Genomic DNA, 17,113 nt, shown 5'->3' with positions numbered 1-17,113 from the left:
ATTTAACCTCTATATGTTTTGCAAATGCCATAATCGTTCATGCAACTTAGAAATAAATTCATCCTTATCTTTAATTGAAAACATGAATAAAATTATGTTTAATTTGTCTTTCAAAGGATGTTTGTAATGTTTATCAAAATATGCCTTTAACTCACGAATATTTTTTTCATGCACTACATATGCTTGAGACGAACCCAAATCAATAAACTGATTATATATATTATCTGGGAACACGCATAATAGCGGAATATTAATCATTTTAATTCGATCTGACAGTTTTGTGCATTTGGTTAACTGTTCAATCCAATAATCTCTTTGAGGAATAGTGTTATTAGATAAATTTTTCTTTATTATTACAAATTGTTCATCTAGATAATCCGTGTTAAAATGCTCATCTAAATCTTTCAATAAGGCTTTTAGACCACCCTCTGCATTTGCATAAAGTTTACTTTCTCCAAGCCATAATATTTCCTCATCCGGCGAAATATGAACGGCATCAAAACCATGCGCAGGCACTCCTGGAGAATCTTTAAAATATACTTTCGATACTAATGGAATCGTGTTCTTGTAATCCCTAAGTAACAAATGCAAAAGTAATTCACCGAATTCACCCCTTATTTTATGTCCTCCTTTTTCGACCTTATCTATCGCCTCTTGCTCTTTAAATAGATAAGCTCGTCTCATTATGTCATAATCTTTTATCTTGTATAAACTTTTTGCAGCCTCTCTTAATCGATCTACTAAATCAAACATATTTACATCACTGCCTATATAATCAGCAAATACATATTCTGGTAATACTTTTATAATCAGATCTACTAAATCTTTAATACGCCAATCATATTCTCCATCATCCATAAGATCTGTATCAACCAGAAACGAAATGAGATCATCTTCATTTAATTTCAACAATATTACATTTTTTGAATCAAAAACCTTTTCACTCATTTTTTTCCTTCCGCATTATCTATTAATCTAGGTATTTTTTTACGAATCTCATTAACAGACTCCATTAATTTATCTATTGATTCTTTTACTATCAAATAATTATTACCTTTGAACTCTAATCTATCTTCATCAATATTCTTTAAGATCTTCAAATCATGAATACAGCATTCTTTAACTGCAATTGGCTCAATAGTATCCTTAATTACCACAATATTTAACATCGCAAATAAATACATAATTCTCTGATAATCTAGTGGGTGATCTCTCTTGCTAATAATGTCTTTATCATAGTAATTTTGCATGAGTCTTCCATTGTAATAATCTGTAAAATTCTGTTTTTGCATTTTATCCAAAAGAAAATACTCAGCCAAAAATATTTTTTTCAATTCATCTGTCCATTCAGAATTTGTATATTTCAGCATAGTGTATTTGATTAAATAGTCCATTGAAAATTTATCTGCTTCACACTCTTTTGCTTGCATATCTACTGCATCATATAGTCCTGACTCCAAATGGCCACAAAAAATATGTCCGTACTCGTGAAATACTATAAACAGAAAACCATATTTAATCATTGATTCTATATAGGCATTTGGGTCTGTTATATTCAAACCCGCCCAGTTTCGAGTTTCTAAAAACGTTTTTTGTTCCTCAATGATACCTTTATTCACGAAAATGCAGTATTTATCGTCAATTTTAGTAGCAAATGCATTAATGCTACTATTATTTATCAGATATAAGCATACTCCAGGAATTACAATGTGTCTGTCTTCATATGCTGCTAAACGTTCACGTGAGATTAATTCCTGTGCCAAATTTATATATTCAAATCCAGCATCAGATAGATAAATGCTTTCATTTTTTGATTCCAAATATTTTACAATTTTATCTATCAACTTAATAAACTCCTTTATTCCAGTCTTTACTTCTTAATATGGCGGTGGGGAATGATTCCCACTTTACAATCACCCTCTTCTGAGCTACGCCATTATTTGTTTTATTCAATTCCAAGTGCCTTAAACACCGCATCTTCCGGAGAATTATAGAAAATAATCTGGAATGTCACAAACAGGTCATCTGGAACATCAATAATCTGTTTCTTTGCATTTGAAGGAATAAGTATCTTATTGGCGCCTGCATCATGTGCTACTTGAAGAACATTTGCCAATTCTTCAATCTGGTTGATTGTTCCACCGATACTAATACCGCCTAATACAGCTAACTGGTTTAATACTGGTTTCTTTAATGCTGCTGATGTCATAGCTATCAATGTTGATAATGATAAATCCTCAGCTGCACCTTGTCCTTGTAAATCACGAATATCCATCATAAAATCAGTATTTTCCATACTAATCATTGAACTAATATGCTGGGCATTTGCCTTGAAGTAGTTCACTGCATTCGAAATACTATCTGTTGTCGCTTTGGATACAGTACCCACTTTAGTGAATTTACCATTACCAGAGATTGCTTCTTCTTCCAAGCGATATACGCCAAACATGCCACTTGCTGCACGACTTACAGTATGCACATTTCCCGGCTTAGGAGTGCCCTCCGGAATTAGCTTATCGCTACCCTGTTCTGGAACGCCAACATATTTTTCTTCAAATGTATCATTATCTAAATAAGAGAAATTTACAGCATAGAATTCCATTCCACCAATTCTCTTAAGCTGTTCTTTTACTCTTCGACGACCTTCTAACGCATATTTAAGAATTTCTTCTATTTCTTCCTTAGTACACTCGCCATTTGGATAAATCAATTTAACGAGACCTGATACTGTCTTACGTACTGCCATTACATCTCTCTGATTTAATGTCGTTCCAAGCTTAAAGTATCTATCCAACAAATCTCCATAAGCATATTTTCTCATGCATCTAAAGAACTCTGATACATAATCTGTGATAAATCCATAGCTATCAGTAAAGTGTTTAGGTGCAAATTTGGGCACTTCCCAACCTGGTAAATAGTAATGCATTCTATCAAAAAATGCTGTGTCACTAGCCATTAACTCTGGGAATGGTTGGAACAAATGTGATGTCTTTAAAAGTACATCTACAGAATAATTAATATTTCCAACAAATACCATTGATGCTGAAGCAGCTATTTCATCTTTTCCCCTTACAAAAGATCCAGAGTTCATGTAGTCTTTCATGATTTGGATACCGTCTTTATCCTTAAAATTAATTCCTGCAACCTCATCAAAAGCCACACAATCCCAATGACCAACTAAACCGACTTGTCGTCTTCCCATGTTGTAAAACAGATTTGCAACGGTAGTTTGTCCACCGGATACAAGAATACTGTTAGGTGATATTTCTTTATATACATGAGACTTACCTGTAGATCTAGGACCTAATTCACAGAGATTATAATTATTCTCTACAAGAGGGACTAAACGCTCTAGCAAATGCCATTTCTCACGTTCTTGTAATTGCGTCGGTTCCATTCCGATAGATCTAAGAAGTAGGTCAATCCATTCATCTTTTGAAAAACTCTTTCTTCCTTCAAAAATTTCGTCTAAATTCAAGTTTGGCATCTGAATAGGTGTTAACTCTTCAACGACAACAATTCCGTAATTTCCATCAATTTCCTCTATATCGTCTTTTTTCTTTTTACCTTTAAACAAAGACTTAATAGCACGAGCTAATGATTCATCATCACAAGCGTTCTCATTACCATAACCAAGCTGAATAATACACCAGATACCACCCGCAAGTAATTTTTCGTTATGCGCAACATAATCAGAACTAATAGGTATTTTGCTCATTCCTAAGTTCATTAAATCTGCATAGCAAATACCATTAATAACGTCTACAGTTACCTGAACTCTATCAATAACTGTAAAAGATCCTCTTTCAGTAATCTTAAATTTAATTTTTTCAGCCTCATCTGGACGAACATAATTTTCAGCTAAAATACATTTTACTCTCTCGACTCCAGCCTGAATACTATCTTCATCTTCGGTTGCACAATACATTCCAAGGAGATATTCCAGTACATAAATTGGAACATTAAGAGAGCCTTTTATTTTCTTTGATAAATCTTTTCGTACTACTCTACCTTCAAAGGTATCGAGTAACAATCTATCTAAATCATCCATTCCTCTTTCCTCCTTTCCTAGAAGTCAAATTTATTACTAAACATAATGTCAATGTTGAAAGGAATTCGTGTTTCCTCTGCATATGGATCATCATAATCCTTAATAATCATATAAATTTGTTCTTCTGAATTGTATTTTTTGTTTTTAAATGTAAACTTTTCTTTATAAGTACGATCTGCCATAGACGCACTCTTGCTGTCACAATTAATTACAATTGAATTTGTGATATGTGTACCATCTGCCTCGACAAAATATGCCTCATAATTACATGATAAAATCTTATCGTCTACTGGTTTCTCCTGAAGAAATTCCATAAATTGAATAAGTGAACTGATTTTACGTGTAATTGAAACAAGCTTAATCTCAGCAGCGTTCGCACGGTTCTTTTCTCTATCTTTCTTTTTATTCTCAATCTTGATAATCGGAATTACAACTTCCTGCAAACTATCTCCACCATGGACATATTTCTTACTCTCACCTTGTTTCGGGAACACATTAGTTCCGTATGGTACTTCAACAATATAGTCCTGATTACCTATTATGTACTCCATACCTACTTTTCTAGTAAATTCATGTCGTACAGCATTTATTGCAGTGATTAAAAATCTTCTTTTAGCAAGTAAGGCATCATCCACTTTACATTTTGTTTTATCTAAAGCTCTTATATCTTCTCTACGATATAGGAACCCATGATCAGTAGTTATATATACGTTATATACTGAGTTATTCTGTAAAATCTGGAAGATTTGAAGTATTTCATCAAAACAATCTTCTGCTGCTTTGAATACATCTCTTTCCGTTGGAACATTATCGCCTACAGCATCAATTCTATCATGATAAATATAGATTAATTCGGTCCCCTTAATATCACTCTTAATTTTTGCAGAGTTTTTACGATCCAAAATATAACTTCCACTAAGAACTTTTCCAGGTCTATAAGTATTAAGATGCTTCTCTCTATTATCATAAGCAGCCACGTTAAGCCCGTCTAAGATAACGTTTCCTTGTTTATCATAATCGATAGAATTATGTGGAAGTAACGCCAATCCTCCAAGATTTGTATAACTTGGAAGGACACTTAATGCTGGTATTAACGTGTTTTTTGTTGCAAACGACTTATTTATTCGTGCAATAAGCTCCTCGCCACACTCATATCTAAGAGCATCAGAAACAATAATTGCTGTTTTCTCTTTTTTATAAGAAAGATGCTTGTCATAAAATTCCCACTGATGTTCAGGACACGCTTCTCCCCATGATGTGCCATCATTGATATTACTCCATTTGTTTCCAAGTTCTTCTAAATACCAATTTGTATAATGGTTATCAATCATTTCATAAATGGATAGCATCTCATCTACAGAACTTTGATCGTAATGGAAAATGAACTCACGATAATATTGGTCAAATTTATAGTAACTCTTTGTGTAATTGGTAAACATGTCTGAAACACTTGCTTCATGAAATGCATCTCCAACTTCACACATTTTTTCTAGAAATCTGCATGCATAATGAATAGCCTGATAATCATGGGCATACTTATCATTCCAATATGATTTTCTTCGTTCTCTAATGATTTTGATATATCGTCCATACTCGCCGCCTTTATTTACAATCTGTTTGATTAAGCTCTTAATAGTGACAATATCAAAATCTGCAAATGTATCTACATCTGAAAAGCTTTCAAGATCCCATCCAGAAGCATACTTCTCTACTGCTAATTTTTCTGCGATTTGTTTTGAAATACTCTGATAACACTCACCACGATTATCTTTCATCAGACGCTCTACAAAAATGTAATCATTAATTTTAATCAATCCATTCATATTCTCAGGTAAATTTCTAGCCCAGTTTTCCGGCATTGTCCCCTGCATATACAAACTCATATGTAACAACAACATATTTGTTGCCATCTTTTCTACATCATTTAAAGCATCAACAAGACCAAATTTTTGTTGTATATAATCATTTAGAACATCAATGTTACAGAATTTCTCAACTGCCTCGTACAACGTTCCATCGCTGAAATAATCACAAATCAACTTTATGAGTGCACCATCAAAATCAAAATTAGTTTTTACTACGGAGCATAATACCCCTATGTGGAATGTTTGCTCTGTCCATTCTGCAATTCCCAGATTCTTAAAGCGTTTTATTCTGTCTTTCGCTCCCAGGAACGATTCATAAGAACGAACCACTTCAAATAATGATGCACTTTTGATGCCCAATTCTCTCATGTAAATTGTAGCAATATCAGCTTCAAATTCATGAGAGTACTTATATACATCAAGAAGAAGGTTATCTTCAGGTACTGGGCGAAAATCTGGAACATAAATCAAATAATTATTATCTGTATCTTGCTTTTCTAAAAGATATTTAATGTTAAACGAGTTATTTCCTGTATAAATTACAACCTTAGCATCTTCCAAAGGCAGACCATCTAATTTATCCTGGAATTTTCCCTCTCCATCATACCAAAAAATAATATTTCGCTTTTGGCCAGCACGAGGTTTTCTGGCAAACATAAGATTTAATTCTTTTGCCACTTCTTCGAAATTAACTTCTGCCATAATCGGCCTCCTCTTTATAACTTAATTGGTACAAGTAAATTTTGACTTTCATTGCCATCAATATTCAGGAACTTGGAATAATTGACTTTAACACCATCATCTAAGTCAAATAAATACTCAGAAATATTTCCAGTTGCATGATTAACTAAATCATCATACTGATTTACCTCAATCATCTTCTTATCCAAATTTGTTATTTTTCTCTTAGCCTCAGTTCTTTCAACTGTTGTATTTGCATCGTTTGCCCTTTTTTGTTGCAAATCTCTATCCGCTTCATACTTGTAACGAAGTTCATGTAAGAGTTCTGAGCGAATTATACTCAAAGTATTTTGGTCGTAACGATTCATATAAATCAAAGCTCTAAATCCACCACTCTTACCACTACTCATCATCCAATATATAGGGCGACGTTGATATACTTGATAGTGATTTTCATAGAATCCTTTTTCATCGAATAAATATGACCTAATTATTTTTCTCGCAGATTCTTTTGAATTAGGCTTTAATGCTCGCGCAATAAAATTAAGATTACTATTTAAGTTTTCTTTTCCATATACCGTTTCGATAAAATCAATTACCCTTGTACATAAATCTGTATCAAAATACTGTTCATCGGTTATTAACATTACTCCATATTCACATGGAAGAAATGAACCAACATACTTGCTTTTATCCCAATTCCCTCCCGAATAAATTACGCCCGTATCTTCTAAACTATATCGTCCCATGATACATCCAACAGCATATGATATAAAAGATTTCACTTCTCGTTCAAGATTTGCCTGTCTTGTAGTGACAGAAGCTTCATCAACAACTTCATTTAATTCCGTTTCTAATCCATATGCAGAAATAATTTCCTTATTAAGTTCCGTTTCTAAATATTGCTGTCTTTTGAATTGTTCATCACAAGTTTTGGCCCAATTGTCAAATTCGACTTCAATATTGCTTGCACCCTTTGTAATTAGAGGGTGTCTTAAAAAATTATATGATATTTCAAAACTATCCCAATCTTTTTTTGAAATCTCTACGCACTCATTTACAATACTATCAATTGATTCCATGTTTTTAGGAAGTGCAACAGGAACTTCTAGCAATGCACCACACGTATAGTGTAATGGTGAAGACATAAAATCCATATAAGCTTGCCCTATTTTCGAGTTAAAAATTGCAAAAAGCAAGTTTTCATGAGTCTCTGAGAATAAGCATGGAGCACATGTGTCAAATGCTGAATTATTAGGCATTTTTCTCATACTTAATAAACCCGACTTGACATCTGACCATGTCAACCCCGATTTAAAATAAAAATCGGTATTTCGTGGATAAGCTCCATCATATTTTTTTATTCTTTCACCATTATTTTCCCAGTCTACAACATACTCATTGTTTCCATACCAACGTCTAAAAGTACCTCCTTTATTATATGGATACCAACGTTTTTCAGATCCTTCAAACGCAATATGTTCTGTCCATAATTCAAACCAAAATCTCAAGAACAAATCATTGCTTCCGGTTTGGCACCCAACTTTTCCGTTGGCATATTCTTTGACATTTTTATATTGAGAAAAATTTTGTATCAATTTTTCGCTAATCCAATATGAATAAATCCCCCCTGGCAAACTTCTGAAATTTTTATCACTTATTGTATAATGATTTTTTTTGTTAAAAAACTCTTGTTCTTTAATATCCGCAGAACTATAATCAGTTAATTTTATAAATGTTGCCATACTATTTACACCTCATTACCCATGATGTTGTTTGAACAACTTCACCACTTATATCTTCGAATGCTCGCGATCCCAAATGTACCATGCTAACCACAGACATATTGCTACTTAATTTTTTTCTTAATTTTTCATATGTTGTTGCAGTCATCCAAGCTTGCATTGTAATCATGCCTACAAATCCAACATGATTTGAATACTCTAAACATTTTTCAATAAACATTGTACACATATCTTTTTTACTAACAGGATAAAATGTTTGCGCATATGACTTCATTTCTGGTCCACAATCACTAGGGTTTTGATAAGGTGGATTAGTTACTACACAATCATATGTTGAACTCATAACTGCTGCAGTTTTTGCTAGTTCACTCAACAGGTCTCGCCACTCAGCAAAAATCTGGTATTCAAACATATCTGCTAAAGAAATACTTTCCTCGTCACCTGATAATTTCTTATGTAAATTTTCATACTGCTCTGGTTCATATTCAAAGTTGTTAATAAGAGATCCAAAATACTCTGCATCTTTATATCTAAACACAACTTCTTCAAGGACTTCTTTCTCTTTACCTGAAAGACCGGTAATTTTAGCAATTACATCAATGTCTTTTTGAGTAATACCATTACTTTCTTTGACATCTGTAACATTAGGAAATGCGTAATCTTCATGGAATAAATCCTTGTTATAGCTTCTAGCTTTCATTGTAAGTGCAAAACTTGTTAGCTGGATGGCTCTCTTGTCAACATCAAGCCCTACTAAGTTATTCTCTAAGATAATATTTGGAATCATCTCTGGAGAATATCCTTCTTCCAAATACATCTGATAAAACAAATCAAAAGCATATACAAGCACATGACCACTTCCACAACAAGGATCAATAAACTTAATTTCTCTTAAGCTCTTGTCACGATACGCCATCTTAATTTCTTCATGGATTTTCAAAACCTCATCATCAGATGGATCTGGATCCAAATAATATTTCATTGCGTCTTTTAAAGAAGAACTAGCCTGTGAAGTGACCCAGATTTTTCCTAATGTGTTTTGAACCATATATCGAACAATCCAATCCGGAGTAAATAACTGTGTTGCAGCTGGTAATGTATTCTTGTTAACTTTTTCTTTGCTACCCTTAACCTCATCTTTTTTCTCTGAAATATAGAACTGATACATCCAACCAAAGATTTCAACCTGTCCATCTGAATCGGTTGAAATATCAAAATCGCTATCGTCTAAATCATGTGTTAAACGATCAATAATTCCATCTTTCAGCAATAATGTTTCTGGCATTAATAACTCAGTATAGTCAGACACTTTCTCAAATACGTCTGGCATCCACTGACTTAATTCCATACACTGCTTTCTAAGAATGTATCTGAACAATCCTGCATTATCATCTCTATCCTGAAAATCGTATACAGTGTTCTTATCTACATATTTAAGATTTGTAGCATTATGAACAGCATCTGGTTCTGTTCTACCTGCGTCAGTTGATCCGATAACATAGATATTTTCTCCATTCTGGCCATTTTCCAGATAACCATTTACCTCCATAAAACGAATAGCCAAAATACGGTTAAACCATGTGTATGCAATTTCTTCGATTGCATTTGTCCATCCGATATTCTCATCTTTCACCATTTTCTCAAACTTATCTCTAGCCTCAGGTTTGAAATCAAAAGTGACACCATTAACCATGAAACTATTACTTGTTCTTGACTGGATTGGATCTACACTACCATCTTTATGAATTCCAATAAATTCAGCTCTAGTAGATATCTGTTCCAACAGATACCTTCTAGACCATATTGAAAAATTTCTTAACGCTGTTTTATTCATATCATTCACCCACTATTTAAGATTGATAATTGTATTGTCATCAACCATTGCTAATAATTGTTTTCTAATTGCATCTACAACCGTATCTACATCTTCTACAGACTCTACTTTACGATTAACGCCTAAAAGATTTCCAACACTAACATTCTTTATTGTTTTAGGCACAACTACTGGTACTGGAGTAACCACTGGACCATCGCCTGGAACATCTATAGGTTTATTCTTTTCATTATATTTCTTTGTTGCTACTTCGATATAATGATTGCGAATTCTAGCAGCTTCCTCTTTAACGCCCACAATTGTAGATACAAGTTGGCAAGTGTCGACTTTTGTACGAAGGGCTTCAAAATCCTTTTGTACTTTCTCAGGTTTTTCTACTTCATACTGTTCAAAAATTGTATTAACAGTTTTCTCATCTTCATCGATTTGATCATTTACTGGTGCTGCTTCTTTTGACAGAACTTCTGAAAGTATGCTCATGAACTTCTTGTTTGCTTCACTCAGTCTGTAAATATCTTTATATGGTGTCTCCATAGCAATTACTTGTAACATATCTTCAGCAAGCGATTTCGCATTTGTCATTTCCATATAAGATTTATTGTTCTCATATAAATCAATGTATTCACAAGATTTATTAAAGATATTAACTTGATTCTTAAAGAATCCTTCTATTGTTGCAATTTCATCAGCGTAATTCTTGAACTGATCTTTTTCAGCAACAAACTGTTCAAACAATGCCTTATCATCGTAGATTTTTCTTAAAGATGAAAACATGCTTTCCCAATGTTTTACTTTTTTATATCCAGGATACATTAATGTTACATGTTGCATATTATCTGCACTCTGTTTAAATACTGGTCCATATAATTTGTACTGACCATCCTTTGGATAAGATTCAAGTACATCTTTAATTCTTTCTGTAGCATTGTCGATTACCTTGTTAATTTCTGTTGCAAGGAGACCATCAGTGTTATATTGAACTGTCTTTGTAAAAGTATTCTTTAGAATATCTACTACTGCTTCAATCAATTCATCACTTGTCTTCTCTTTGATTTTAACTTTTAAAGTATCTTTGTAATCTCGCTTGGTAAGATAATTAACAATTTGTGGATCACTTACAGCAACATTTTTATTTGAAATTTGAAGAGTAATGTCCTCTGCTGCAAATAATTCAGCTACCAATCCTTCAATGTCTAATTCACTCCATCCCCAAGGTACCTTCTGGAACTGTTCCACTAAACCACGAATTGTAACAGGCATGTGCTGCTCATTCTTTCGTTCCAAATATTTCATAATCTCTGCTTTTGCAAGAGAGTTATCTTTGCCACCAGATGACTTCTGATGAGTTGTGACATCAAGTCTTGATGTCAAATCTGCAGTTTTAAGTACAGGATTCTGAATGTAAGAAAGCTTTGTGTATACGCTTTCAATCAAAACTCTGAAGGCATCATTTACTCTATCTTTTGCCTTTTCACCCTTTAACCCAGATAATCTACCAGTTTTAGAATAGTAATCAGCGTTAACAATAGAATTCTCAATCATCTCAACAATTCTGCCTGTCTTACGACTAAACTCATCTGTCTTAAGAGTTAAAATACGAGTCATCGATTCACTCTTTGATTTTCCATTCTTCACACGAATATATTTTTCAAGCTTCAGTAATCGCTCTATCTCCTCAGCTAAAATCTTATTGTCAGCCATAGTTACAACAAGACAATGTGACACCTGTGTTTTGTGGTTAAGCATAGAGTCAGCTAATTTTTCTTCATATGGTGTATAAAGGTACATTGTCAACTCACTTGTCTGTGGTCCTCTAGGATTATCATCAATCACCTGATTATATGTAGGCATAAAAGTACTACTATATCTAATCTTTGTATCACATAATCCAGAGAATACTTGCTTACCAATAAAATCAATGATCTCACTTGAGTCTAAGGACTGTTTCGCAATATCAATTTCGACCTGCTGTTCGTCGTTAGTCAAGAAGATATATTTATCATCATCTCTCTGGATAAGATTTTCCTGCTGTAAACGATAAAGTGCTTTTTCAACTTTAGGCTGTAAGGCAACCTTGTCCTCATCAATATGAGAAATCATAAGAATAGTTAAATTCTCTACTGTTGCAGGCATTTCGTTATCCATGTCTTTGATCATAAAAAGAATTTTAAGAACATCTAAATCGAAAGGCATTTCTAATGTGTCTTTCTTCGCTGCTCTTTCCATAACTATACGAACATCCTGCTCTAATTCTTCTTCCAATGATCCATAAAACTCTGAGAATGGAATAACAGAATCCAAACTATCATTTGCATGTTTTACTGCCGCATCTCTAAAGCCTTTCAAAAGAGAACGTTCACCTTGTGATGTACTCTTACCGCTGGCACCACGATTTCTAACACTGTTATAAGTAGACTGTAAGAGATCTACCTGGTATGGAAAGAATGGATAGATGTCAATAAAATCCTTTTCTGTCTTTGCTCTTGGATATGTAGGAGCACCACCACCAAAAATGGTTTTGGCACTAATATTACCACCTTTTTCTTTATATACATTTCTCAAGTAATCAGTTGCAGCTTCATTTTTAAGAAGAATTCTTTCCTTGATTACTTCATCTACGTTTATTGAAGACATAGATAGTTTTACAGGGAAGCGTCCAGTTACCTTTGAAAAGTCATTTGGATTTAAGTTTTTAGCTACTGTATCGATAGCTTCCTGACTTGTTACAACTACCCATGCATGTCCGTTACATTCAGTTCTCATTGTCTGAACAATAGACTGAAGGTTAAGAATCAGTTCACTACTTTTTCCAATATACTGACCAACTTCATCCACCATAAACACAACATTATGATTACGACCTTTCATCTCAATATATTCACGTACACGTTTTCCGAAGTCCTCAACTGTTAATGAAAAATTATCAGCAGCTCTCTGGTAAAGATTTCTTGCTGATTCCTCTGTCATTCCATTTACTTTAACTGCTGTCTGAACAAAATTGTCTTCTCCAAAGAAATCATCGTTTCGTCCCTCTTCCCAAGGAATTCCAGCAATGTTTTGATATTCTTCTTTGAACACGTCATATGTGCCATTAACAACCATCTGGCGTTCCAATTCTGCAAGCCAAGGCATACTTGCAGAGAATCCCTGAAGTTCATTGAACTTTCTATTGAATACCTTTACAAGCATCTCATTGCTATTTCTTGCGTCAGCATCAGAAGCACTATCAATATCAAACAAAATAACATCTGTATGAATATCTGCGGATGCTTTCATATCTGCCAAAGTAAAATTGTCATCAATCTGACTTTCTAGATATTCAATTGGAGTTTTTCCTGCTACTTCTTTACCTTCTAAGATGTAAGACAGCATTTTCATAAAATGAGATTTACCACTTCCAAAGAAGCCAGAAATCCATACACCAACATCACTCTGTCCATTCTTTGAAGTGTTAAGGTAATATTTAAAAAATGTTTTTAAGTGTTCGTTTACCTGTTTAGTAACTACATATTCTTCTAACTCGATTTTCTTGGAGTTATCAGTTTCACCACCAATTTTTACAACACCTTCTAAAGGTCTATCAATTTTCTTTTCAAAAATATCTCTAATTACCATTACCATAATCTCCTTCTAAGATAAATTTAAACGCCTGATAATATTCTCTATCGATTTCTCCAAATAATGACAATTCATTACTTATATATGTTCCTGGATACATCACAATTAGTGGATTATACTTTACGTGCGCTTTTAACATGCTTAGTACTTTGTGTACTCTCAGAATCGGATATGCCTTTCCAACTCCAGTAACAATCAAAACATCATTCGGCTCGATATTTTCCAGAAATTTATCTGAAATCATATTCACTTCGTTTTTTAATCCAGTTGTGTTTTTAATAGCTTCAATTAGTTTAAGAGTACCCCTTGGTTCTTCTGCTTTTAATGCAGATTGTAAAAAACCTTTTGATTCCAAACATTCAATAATCATGTTATACAAATCAAATTCTTTAATAGTGATTTCACTACCTTCCGCATTTAACTTTTCAGCAAGAAGCGGTATGTATTCTCTAACCATAAATTCATCTGCTGGATCATAATCTAATATGTAAAAAGGAACGCTGTGTCCACTTCGAACACTTTTCAAAAATCCCTTTTCTTTCAATCGCGGTTCAATTGAGTTAAGTTTTTCTGCAGTTGTCATCATAATGCAACCCCCATCGCTCTAAGATACATGTCTCCATCTATTTCTTGTAAATGAAGGACCATTTCATTAGTTAAAACTGGTACAAGGATCATATAGAAGCTTCCCATATCTCTAAGTAAGCCAGCCTCAACAAGAATATTTCTAATTGCACCTTTTACTTTTTCAACATTTCCAGTTTTCCATTTCGCTACGATTTCATTTTCCTGTGCTTTACAATCCATAAACTGATTTATATCTGCATCAGTAATTCTATTAATCATTAGTTCTGTTTTTTCCTTATACACTTCATTCATGAAATCAAACATTAATGGATTTGTTTTCATGATGCTGTACACAGACATCACATTAGAAAGAAATATTGTTCCACATGCAATTTCTGAAATAGTTTTTTCGTCTAAATATTTCATGCGTTTAACAATACATGCTGCTAGTTCTCTTCTTCTACGTTCTGTATTTACTTGAAAAATATTATTTTCTTCAGAATCAGCAACAATTTCATCATATGTAAGCCCTTGATGAAACATCTCACAAGCTTGCATTAATTCTTTTGATAACAATCCCATGTCTTTAATATTCGACGTATATTTTAATTTTCTTGCCATGAAACACCTCCGATTTTCAACTTACGCTTATTATAGACTGATATTGTACCTTCTTCAATACTTTTGAAGCAAATGACCGGGAATCGTCCGGGAATTTCCAGATTATATTTTTAAAAAAATATTTTTCAGCATTCCACTCATTTCTGTCCACATCTAAATAGTAGAAGGCTTTATAAGTAACTAAGAGCAAGTTTCGCCTTGGGACCCGATAATTAATTTCATAATTATCTTGCCAGGCAACTTGTTGGGGATGATGATTCCCCAAACCCTCATTTAGTTCCTTCGTCACGGCTTTTGAAAGTCTTCGACTATTCAAAGAGGAGGTATGCTACCTATGGCAAGACCAAAAAAATCTATTCCACCGGCTAAAAACCGGGAAATCAAAATTCGTTTTACTGAAGAGCTTTATAATGTACTTACCAATGATGCATTGGCAGCTCACATCCCACGAACTGAGTACATTCGTCAGCTCATTCTAAATCATCATCCTGTAATTAAGCAGGAAGTTGTTTTCGACAGTACTGAAGTCTTAGAAATTTTTCGTGGACTTGGTAACTGTCGTGGTAATCTTAATCAAATTGCCAAACACCTGAATCAAGGTGGTGAACCTAATGGACAAGTTCGTAATCAAGTCCTCGATTGCATCTCTGAACTGTATGAGATGCGTGACAAGCTTGAAGAAATGGTAGGTGAATATCGTGGCAGTCATTAAACATATTTCAATTAAGAACGCAAGTTACAATGCAACTGTAGATTATCTCACTACTCAGCATGATGAGTTTACCAATAAACCAATTCTTGACGAACACGGTCGTCGTATTCCGCGAGAAGAATTTTTACTCGATGGAATTAACTGCGATCCAGAATCTTTTCATCAGGAATGTCAGGAACTAAACGCTCGTTACAATCAGAATCAGACTAGAGCTGATATTAAAGCACATCACTATATTCTCAGCTTTGATCCAAGAGACCGTGATGAAAACGGACTGACTCCTGAGCAGGCACAGCAATTAGCTATTGCATTTGCCAAGAAAAACTTTCCCGGGCATCAAACAATTGTCTGCACTCATCCTGATGGACATAACAGCGCTGGAAATATTCACACACATATTGTCATCAACAGTGTTCGTGCGCTTGATGTCGAAAGACAAGACTTTATGGAACGCCCTGCTGATTCTCTTGCTGGTAAGAAGCATCATGTTACAAAAGATTTCCTAAAATATTTAAAACAAGAAACAATGAACCTCTGTCAGCAGGAAGGATTCTATTAAGTAGATCTTCTCTCTCCGGCCAAGATTCGTATTACAGATCGCGAATACTGAATACAAAGGAAAGGTCAACATGCATTGAATCAAAGCAATGCAGAGCAACCTTCAAATGGTGTTACACCTACACAAACAATCTTTGAAACAGATAAAGGTTATCTTCGTCGAGTGATTAGCATCACTCTTTCTAACTGCCGCAGCTACGATGAGTTTCAGAAAAAATTTTATAAACTATACGGCATCGAAGTTCATTAAAGTAGAAAACAAATTTCATTTTTGCTCTCTTCTACATCAACTGATACATCTGAGAAACGTGCTTCTCTAAAAGAAACACAGGACCGCTTGAAAGTTGTAAGAGACATGATTCGATACTCCGCTCAATACTATGCAAACAAAAAAGTCTACAATGAATTCCGAAATGCTAAGAACAAAGTGAAATTTCGTGAAGAACATTTGCCTGAGATTATGCTTTATGAATCTGCAAGAAATCATTAAAGGAATTATCCGATGGAAATCCGATTCCATCTTTGAAAGCACTTCGTGAAGAGCGAGACCAACTGGTTGCTACCAATAATGCTCAGTATGAAACTTATTCCTTTGCAAGATCCAAGCTGTATGAACTAAAAGCTATTCATCAAAATCTTTCTACTTACATCAAAGAGAAATGTCTTGAGAAGAATCAGGAACAATCACAAGAACGCTCTTAATGCAGCTTAAGGACGCAGAATATTCTGCCTCATATTGCTTTAGTTGAATGGCAACTCGTCGTCAATGCCATCAGGAATATTCATAAAGCCATTACTGTCTGTTGTTGGTTGTGATCTTTCTACACCATTGTTTTCAGAAGCACCTTTGCTTTCAGCAAA

Annotated in this window: 11 protein-coding genes; 2 read left to right on the top strand and 9 right to left on the bottom strand. The window is 34.0% G+C overall.

What is annotated here, in order from left to right:
* Nucleotides 1-9: 9 nt before the first annotated feature.
* The 9 genes from ACY2U7_RS05585 to ACY2U7_RS05545 all read right to left on the bottom strand — a co-directional run bounded on the left by ACY2U7_RS05585 (nucleotide 10) and on the right by ACY2U7_RS05545 (nucleotide 14,982).
* Nucleotides 10-948, bottom strand: coding sequence for a HamA C-terminal domain-containing protein (locus ACY2U7_RS05585; RefSeq protein WP_461816032.1), 939 nt, complete (start codon nucleotides 946-948; stop codon nucleotides 10-12).
* Nucleotides 945-1,844: a M48 family metalloprotease gene (locus ACY2U7_RS05580; RefSeq protein ID WP_461816031.1), complete on the bottom strand. Its 900-nt coding sequence runs from the start codon at nucleotides 1,842-1,844 to the stop codon at nucleotides 945-947. Before ACY2U7_RS05580 ends, ACY2U7_RS05585 begins: the two co-directional genes overlap by 4 nt.
* A 101-nt stretch (nucleotides 1,845-1,945) precedes the next feature.
* Nucleotides 1,946-4,051 carry a protease Lon-related BREX system protein BrxL gene (brxL, locus tag ACY2U7_RS05575; RefSeq protein WP_461816030.1) on the bottom strand — a complete coding sequence of 702 codons (2,106 nt, stop codon included), beginning with the start codon at nucleotides 4,049-4,051 and terminating at the stop codon, nucleotides 1,946-1,948.
* Between the two features lie 17 nt (nucleotides 4,052-4,068).
* Nucleotides 4,069-6,618, bottom strand: a complete 2,550-nt coding sequence (gene pglZ / locus ACY2U7_RS05570) for a BREX-1 system phosphatase PglZ type A (protein ID WP_461816029.1) — start codon at nucleotides 6,616-6,618, stop codon at nucleotides 4,069-4,071.
* A 14-nt stretch (nucleotides 6,619-6,632) separates the two neighbouring features.
* Complete coding sequence (gene pglX / locus ACY2U7_RS05565; protein WP_461816028.1) at nucleotides 6,633-8,342, bottom strand: BREX-1 system adenine-specific DNA-methyltransferase PglX; 1,710 nt, start codon at nucleotides 8,340-8,342, stop codon at nucleotides 6,633-6,635.
* A gap of 1 nt (nucleotide 8,343) precedes the next feature.
* A complete protein-coding gene (pglX, locus tag ACY2U7_RS05560; protein WP_461816027.1) occupies nucleotides 8,344-10,176 on the bottom strand; it encodes a BREX-1 system adenine-specific DNA-methyltransferase PglX in 1,833 nt (610 codons plus the stop codon).
* Between the two features lie 12 nt (nucleotides 10,177-10,188).
* Nucleotides 10,189-13,791, bottom strand: a complete 3,603-nt coding sequence (gene brxC, locus ACY2U7_RS05555; RefSeq protein WP_461816026.1) for a BREX system P-loop protein BrxC — start codon at nucleotides 13,789-13,791, stop codon at nucleotides 10,189-10,191.
* Entirely contained in the window at nucleotides 13,781-14,380 is a 600-nt protein-coding gene (locus ACY2U7_RS05550; protein WP_461816025.1) for a DUF1788 domain-containing protein, read from the bottom strand. The genes brxC and ACY2U7_RS05550 overlap by 11 nt, the downstream gene beginning before the upstream one ends.
* Nucleotides 14,377-14,982 carry a DUF1819 family protein gene (locus ACY2U7_RS05545; RefSeq protein ID WP_461816024.1) on the bottom strand — a complete coding sequence of 202 codons (606 nt, stop codon included), beginning with the start codon at nucleotides 14,980-14,982 and terminating at the stop codon, nucleotides 14,377-14,379. Before ACY2U7_RS05545 ends, ACY2U7_RS05550 begins: the two co-directional genes overlap by 4 nt.
* Before the next feature lie 334 nt (nucleotides 14,983-15,316).
* Between ACY2U7_RS05545 and ACY2U7_RS05540 the strand changes: the two genes are divergently transcribed.
* Together ACY2U7_RS05540 and ACY2U7_RS05535 are read left to right on the top strand one after the other, a co-directional pair.
* Nucleotides 15,317-15,694 (top strand): plasmid mobilization protein, encoded by a 378-nt coding sequence (locus ACY2U7_RS05540; RefSeq protein ID WP_461816023.1) that lies wholly within the window; start codon nucleotides 15,317-15,319, stop codon nucleotides 15,692-15,694.
* A complete protein-coding gene (locus ACY2U7_RS05535; protein ID WP_461816022.1) occupies nucleotides 15,681-16,253 on the top strand; it encodes a relaxase/mobilization nuclease domain-containing protein in 573 nt (190 codons plus the stop codon). The genes ACY2U7_RS05540 and ACY2U7_RS05535 overlap by 14 nt, the downstream gene beginning before the upstream one ends.
* The last annotated feature ends 860 nt before the right edge of the window (nucleotides 16,254-17,113 follow it).

The organism is Faecalimonas sp., assembly GCA_029264305.1.
Taxonomy (GTDB): domain Bacteria; phylum Bacillota; class Clostridia; order Lachnospirales; family Lachnospiraceae; genus Faecalimonas.
Note: the sequence above shows the minus strand (reverse complement) of the source record. Positions and strands in the feature narration are given on the sequence as shown.

Excerpts from the sequence above, each read along its gene's own strand:
- pglX (WP_461816028.1), bottom strand. The coding sequence starts at position 8,342 with ATGGCAACATTTATAAAATTAACTGATTATAGTTCTGCGGATATTAAA.
- ACY2U7_RS05545 (WP_461816024.1), bottom strand. The coding sequence starts at position 14,982 with ATGGCAAGAAAATTAAAATATACGTCGAATATTAAAGACATGGGATTG.
- pglX (WP_461816027.1), bottom strand. The coding sequence starts at position 10,176 with ATGAATAAAACAGCGTTAAGAAATTTTTCAATATGGTCTAGAAGGTAT.
- ACY2U7_RS05550 (WP_461816025.1), bottom strand. The coding sequence starts at position 14,380 with ATGATGACAACTGCAGAAAAACTTAACTCAATTGAACCGCGATTGAAA.
- brxL (WP_461816030.1), bottom strand. The coding sequence starts at position 4,051 with ATGGATGATTTAGATAGATTGTTACTCGATACCTTTGAAGGTAGAGTA.
- brxC (WP_461816026.1), bottom strand. The coding sequence starts at position 13,791 with ATGGTAATTAGAGATATTTTTGAAAAGAAAATTGATAGACCTTTAGAA.
- ACY2U7_RS05585 (WP_461816032.1), bottom strand. The coding sequence starts at position 948 with ATGAGTGAAAAGGTTTTTGATTCAAAAAATGTAATATTGTTGAAATTA.
- pglZ (WP_461816029.1), bottom strand. The coding sequence starts at position 6,618 with ATGGCAGAAGTTAATTTCGAAGAAGTGGCAAAAGAATTAAATCTTATG.
- ACY2U7_RS05540 (WP_461816023.1), top strand. The coding sequence starts at position 15,317 with ATGGCAAGACCAAAAAAATCTATTCCACCGGCTAAAAACCGGGAAATC.